The organism is Acinetobacter sp. UBA6526 (assembly GCF_002434875.1).
GTDB lineage: Bacteria > Pseudomonadota > Gammaproteobacteria > Pseudomonadales > Moraxellaceae > Acinetobacter > Acinetobacter venetianus.
Window position 1 is genome coordinate 1 of the sequence record NZ_DJLC01000020.1, and the last position, 4,967, is coordinate 4,967.

Below are 4,967 nucleotides of genomic sequence, written 5' to 3' on the forward strand. Positions count from 1 at the left end.
AGGCAAACTATGGGACAGTAGTGGCTGCTGCTTCCTTTTTTCTTGCTTAATGTGCAAGCTTTTCAACAGTGATCACTTCAACATCTGTCGGTTTATAGCGATGTGTATCAACTTCGCCAACCACACGAACATGGTCTCCAACTTTTAAGCCAGCACGCTGCCAAATATCATCATCAATCTCGACACCAATCGTGCCACTTTTATCTTTTAATTCGTAATGATCACTCTTCACATGCTTGGTGATTTGCCCTGTCAGCGTCACACCTGTTTCATCAGCTAATTTAGCTATTTGACTCACGGTCACAACATTATTTAAAGCTTCTTTTAAAATAACATGATCATCTTTACCTGCCCATGATGGCGCAGATAAACCGAATAAAACTACAAAACCTAATCCTAGCAAGCTTCTTTTCATAACACTCTCTATTCTTTTAACACACTATTATCTAAACAGATTTATACTCGAATGTCGGCTTCGGTTTGTAATCAACCGTAATGTATAGATATGATAAACCCCACTGATGGAGTGGGGTCTCATACAACAATCAAGTGAATCTGTTATTTTTCAATCGCATGATCAAGACTAAAACGACCTGCGCCATGTAGCATCAAATAGAACAAACCACCTGACATTGCTAAGTTTTTCATAAAGTTGATTTGTTGCATTTGATCATCACCGCTATGGAAGATGAATGCAGTAATAATGCTAAACACTGCTAAACCGAATGCAGCCAAACGCGCTTGGAAACCAAAAAGTAACGCGAGACCACCACCAAACTCAACGAGAATCGTTAGAGGTAATAGCGCTCCCGGCACCCCCATTGATTCCATATAACCTGCTGTAGCACCATAAGCTGTTAATTTGCCCCAGCCAGCGATAATAAAGATATAAGCCATAAGAATACGGGCAACCAGCGTAACCACATTATCTACGCCTGATTGAGTAACAATATTTTTTACAACAACATTCGGATTAAACATAATAAATTCCACACTGTTTGTTTTTTAACATGAGAACAGTTTATGTATCTTATAATTTGCAATAAACACCATATTTGTTAATGCATCATTCCATATTTAGAACAATATAGCTCAATTTATCAGCAAAATTCTTTATTGGTATCATCAACTAAAGTTACCAATTAATTTGCTTTTTATACTGACATTCTATAGATGCACTGCTAGGATTTAGTTCAAATTTATACTGCTCACACCTTCATGGAACTCATTGATTTTATTCTGCACGTTGACGAACATCTTTTAGAATTTATTACCAATTATGGCATCTGGATTTATGCCATTCTATTTTTAATTATCTTTGTCGAAACTGGTTTAGTGGTTATGCCATTCTTACCGGGTGACAGCTTACTGTTTGCCGCTGGTGCGCTTGCTGCCTCTACGGGTGCAATGGATCCATGGTTACTTGGTGTTTTATTATTTATCGCCGCAGTATTGGGCGACACACTCAACTACCATATCGGTAAATATGTTGGCCCGCGCGTGTTTGAAACGAACTCTCGCTTAATCAATAAGCAACATTTGTTAAAAACACAAGAATTCTTTCAACGTCATGGTGGTAAAACCATTATTTTTGCTCGTTTTGTGCCGTTTGCACGAACCTTTGCGCCATTTGTTGCGGGCGCAGGCAGCATGAATTATAAGTTTTTCCTGACTTATAACGTGATTGGTGCATTCTGCTGGATTGCTTCTTTTATTACACTTGGTTATTTATTCGGTAATATGCCAATCGTGAAAGATAATTTCACTCATTTAATTTTCGGTATCATCATTATCAGCGTATTACCAGGTGTGATTGGTTTTATCCGTCAAAAACTTAATAGCCGTAAAAGCCACAAAGCTTAATTTAGAAAAAACGAAACACCATTGGTAGCATACAAACGATTAATAACATTGCCGATCCTTTATATAAGTGGTCGGCTTTGATCCCAATCAAACTTCCTGTCAATAATGCCCGTCCGAACATCATCCAAAATAAAGAAACTGGAATTAATACAAGAGTAAATACACCTAATACCCATGCTGTATTTTCAACAGAGTTCCATGTTTCATCTGGAAATATCCCTGCTGCCAATAACAATGTCTTTGGGTTCTTGAGGGTTGATAAGAATAATTGATACGTTTTGATTTGCTGATGATTTTGATAATGCTTCTGTAAATGTGAACTTTTCCATAAATGGAAAGCAAGCCACAATACATAGATCACACTACATACATGCAAAATGAGGTGTAAAGCAGGCCAAATCGGATCAAATAAATGAATGAAGAGTGCCCATAAACCAATACCATAGGTATACCCTAACCATTCCACTGGAATGAAAGACATGGTTTTAACAAAGCCGTGTTGATGTGTTGAACTGGCCAATAACGCATTCGTAGGTCCGGGAATGAGTAATACCGCTATCATCGCCAAAACAAAGAACCAACTCTCAATCATACAGATACCAAATGACCACACATGGTCGCAACCTTATACGAATTTGGTTCAAACAAACAAGTTTTAGCGGAAAAATGAACGATAAAAAGCAGAAAAATTAGAGGTCAAAAATTAATAAATTATTGTTATTACTACATTTAACTTGAAACATTTTGCTAAAATTTTGTTATTTATCACTCGTAAGATCACGAGTGATAAACCTGTTTTTGTTATGATTTTGGACGCGGTTTGACGATAATTGGACAACCTTTGAACTGTGCAGCCTGCACAATGGCATCTTGTTGACCTAAAACTTTCGAGAGTTCAGTGTTTTTGGTATTCATTGATTGACCCATATTCACCGAAATAGATGGCCCAAAGCCCCAACCACTACGACTGCCCCAGCCACCGCCCAGTCCGACTCCCACTCCGACACCTGTGCGTTTTGGTGTTTGTACACCATTGTCGATGTAAAGCTGAATACGGTTGTACTCAGCTTGTAGCTGTTGGCAATTCAGCGCTTGATACTGTGTTGGAGAAACATAAGTCGGTTTAACCGTTGATGCACATGCACCTAATAACATCGTAGCTGCCAACACAGGCATCCAATATAAGCGTTTCATAAGATTCTCTTATTTCTTTGATTCAATCTCATTGAACAAAGTGACATAAGCAAGGGTCAACTTATGTTCAGATGCTAAGTGAATCAAGGGTAAATTCTTTTGATGTGATTCTTTCATTAATACAGACGGCGGTAACATTCCCTCTAATACAGGTAAGCCATCATCTTTCAACTGTTGAACCACTTCACGAGGCAATTTTGCTTGAGACTGGTACTGATTAACGACAATACCCTCAATCTCTAAGCGATCATTATGATCATCTTGGGTTTCGATAACATTTTCAATCAAAGTTTGTAACGCACGTTTCGAGAACACGTCACAATCAAATGGAATCAAGACACGGTCGGCCGCAATCAAGGCCGATAAAGTGAAGAAATTAAAGGCTGGCGGTGTATCGATATAGATACGATCATAGCGAGCACTGAGCGATTGAATCGAATCACGTAATTTATAAATCTTATGCTTACTTTCTAAAGCGTGCTCGAGCGCGCCTAAGCTTGGGCTTGCTGGAATCACATCCAAGTTTTCAAAAGAGGTACGGTGCACATAGCTATCTAAGCCTTTACCGCGGGGTGCTTTTAAAATCGAGCCAATCGCATTGCCAATCAGGCCCTTTTGTTGCGTTGCACCAAGTACGTCTTCAAAGAAATTTTCAATATTTGGCTCTAATGCCGCTTTATCTGCAGAGTATGTCGCATCTTCACCCAAAAGGTATTGGCTAGAGTTTGCTTGTGGATCAAGATCGATCACTAAGGTTCTAAAACCTTGTTTAGCACTAATAGCTGCTAAATTAATCGTAATACTTGATTTCCCTACACCACCTTTTTGGTTAAATACCACACGCGTTAACATGACTTCCCTCTACAAGATTTTTTTGTAAACTGCACGCAGTTTAACCCAGTGCCAAAACAATTACTAAAACAATGTCAAACAATTACGCAAAAACAGGTTTAATCATCACCAAGCCAAGGATACCTATCAAAGCCACTGTGCTGATCAATAATCCAGCACGGCGTTGTACCAACAAAACATTGCTATCTTGCTTGTAGGTTTTGCTCATGGATGACCATAGGACAAAAAATAAAATGACTTTGGCGTAGAACCATGGTTCAACTACAAAGTTCTTCATAAACAGTAAAACCGCGCCCGTAACAATGATCAGAGTCAGAGACAAATGTTGTAAACCGACTAAGCTTTTACGCGAGTTAATATTGGGTTGTTGACCTTGTACGCCAATAAACAGCGTCGCTGCTCGAGCAACAAACACAAGAATCAATAAACTCACCGCAGACATATGCACAATCTTGGTAATTAAATGAGCATCCATAATCAATCCTTATGCCTTGGGTGCATGTGCGCATTCAGGACTTGCAGGTGCTTGACCTTGCCACTCGCTTGGAACATAAGCGTGAATCGCTAATGCATGGATACGACCTGGACTCATGAGTTCGGCAGCAACTGCATAAATTTTTTGATGGCGTTGTACTAAGCGCAGACCTTGAAACTCTTCACTTACTACAATCACTTTAAAATGTGATTCTTTCCCCGGGAAATATCCACCATGCCCAGCAGACTCATTGATTACTTCAAGATGGCTAGGTGCTAATGTTTGTAAGCGTTCAATTAACTGTTGTTCTAAGTTCATCAGTCACTCTGTAAGGTCAGATTGAGATAGACAATCATTATACATGACAGAAACAGCTCGGTCTGTTGGCATTTCACATGGCTTCAGCAGCGGCTAAATGACCATGAGCATTCAATTTTTTGGGGAAATTCTCGACTTTTTCAGTATTATTATGAAGAAATGCTTTTATTTTATGCAATTAAACATTTTCTTTGCATAAAGTTGTTGACCCTTGTTTTGCTTAATGTATTATAGCTGGCACGCGGGAATAGCTCAGTTGGTAGAG

The 4,967-nt window shown here is 39.0% G+C and carries 8 protein-coding genes; 1 reads left to right on the forward strand and 7 read right to left on the reverse strand.

Going from position 1 to position 4,967, the window contains the following annotated elements; all coding sequences use genetic code 11:
* Positions 1–46: 46 nt before the first annotated feature.
* Both B4237_RS01780 and B4237_RS01785 read right to left on the reverse strand, forming a co-directional pair.
* Positions 47–415: a NirD/YgiW/YdeI family stress tolerance protein gene (locus B4237_RS01780; RefSeq protein ID WP_286941025.1), complete on the reverse strand. Its 369-nt coding sequence runs from the start codon at positions 413–415 to the stop codon at positions 47–49.
* A 143-nt stretch (positions 416–558) separates the two neighbouring features.
* Positions 559–981 carry a DoxX family protein gene (locus tag B4237_RS01785; RefSeq protein WP_061525066.1) on the reverse strand — a complete coding sequence of 141 codons (423 nt, stop codon included), beginning with the start codon at positions 979–981 and terminating at the stop codon, positions 559–561.
* A gap of 237 nt (positions 982–1,218) precedes the next feature.
* Between B4237_RS01785 and B4237_RS01790 the strand changes: the two genes are divergently transcribed.
* On the forward strand, positions 1,219–1,863 hold the full coding sequence (locus B4237_RS01790) for a DedA family protein (RefSeq protein WP_004882040.1): 645 nt from the start codon (positions 1,219–1,221) through the stop codon (positions 1,861–1,863).
* A gap of 1 nt (position 1,864) precedes the next feature.
* Here B4237_RS01790 and B4237_RS01795 read toward each other — a convergent pair whose 3' ends face one another.
* The 5 genes from B4237_RS01795 to B4237_RS01815 form a co-directional block, all read right to left on the reverse strand.
* On the reverse strand, positions 1,865–2,455 hold the full coding sequence (locus B4237_RS01795) for a LysE family translocator (RefSeq protein WP_017196902.1): 591 nt from the start codon (positions 2,453–2,455) through the stop codon (positions 1,865–1,867).
* 209 nt (positions 2,456–2,664) lie between these two features.
* Positions 2,665–3,057 carry a hypothetical protein gene (locus tag B4237_RS01800; RefSeq protein WP_019385289.1) on the reverse strand — a complete coding sequence of 131 codons (393 nt, stop codon included), beginning with the start codon at positions 3,055–3,057 and terminating at the stop codon, positions 2,665–2,667.
* A 9-nt stretch (positions 3,058–3,066) separates the two neighbouring features.
* Positions 3,067–3,909, reverse strand: a complete 843-nt coding sequence (locus B4237_RS01805; protein ID WP_004882046.1) for a ParA family protein — start codon at positions 3,907–3,909, stop codon at positions 3,067–3,069.
* Positions 3,910–3,991: 82 nt separating this feature from the next.
* The gene (locus B4237_RS01810; protein WP_004882049.1) at positions 3,992–4,384 is read right to left on the reverse strand and encodes a SirB2 family protein; all 393 of its coding nucleotides are present in this window, start codon (positions 4,382–4,384) and stop codon (positions 3,992–3,994) included.
* 9 nt (positions 4,385–4,393) lie between these two features.
* Positions 4,394–4,702, reverse strand: coding sequence for a BolA family protein (locus B4237_RS01815; protein WP_004882051.1), 309 nt, complete (start codon positions 4,700–4,702; stop codon positions 4,394–4,396).
* Positions 4,703–4,967: the final 265 nt, after the last annotated feature.

Excerpts from the sequence above, each read along its gene's own strand:
- B4237_RS01780 (WP_286941025.1), bottom strand. The coding sequence starts at position 415 with ATGAAAAGAAGCTTGCTAGGATTAGGTTTTGTAGTTTTATTCGGTTTA.
- B4237_RS01785 (WP_061525066.1), bottom strand. The coding sequence starts at position 981 with ATGTTTAATCCGAATGTTGTTGTAAAAAATATTGTTACTCAATCAGGC.
- B4237_RS01790 (WP_004882040.1), top strand. The coding sequence starts at position 1,219 with ATGGAACTCATTGATTTTATTCTGCACGTTGACGAACATCTTTTAGAA.
- B4237_RS01795 (WP_017196902.1), bottom strand. The coding sequence starts at position 2,455 with ATGATTGAGAGTTGGTTCTTTGTTTTGGCGATGATAGCGGTATTACTC.
- B4237_RS01800 (WP_019385289.1), bottom strand. The coding sequence starts at position 3,057 with ATGAAACGCTTATATTGGATGCCTGTGTTGGCAGCTACGATGTTATTA.
- B4237_RS01805 (WP_004882046.1), bottom strand. The coding sequence starts at position 3,909 with ATGTTAACGCGTGTGGTATTTAACCAAAAAGGTGGTGTAGGGAAATCA.
- B4237_RS01810 (WP_004882049.1), bottom strand. The coding sequence starts at position 4,384 with ATGGATGCTCATTTAATTACCAAGATTGTGCATATGTCTGCGGTGAGT.
- B4237_RS01815 (WP_004882051.1), bottom strand. The coding sequence starts at position 4,702 with ATGAACTTAGAACAACAGTTAATTGAACGCTTACAAACATTAGCACCT.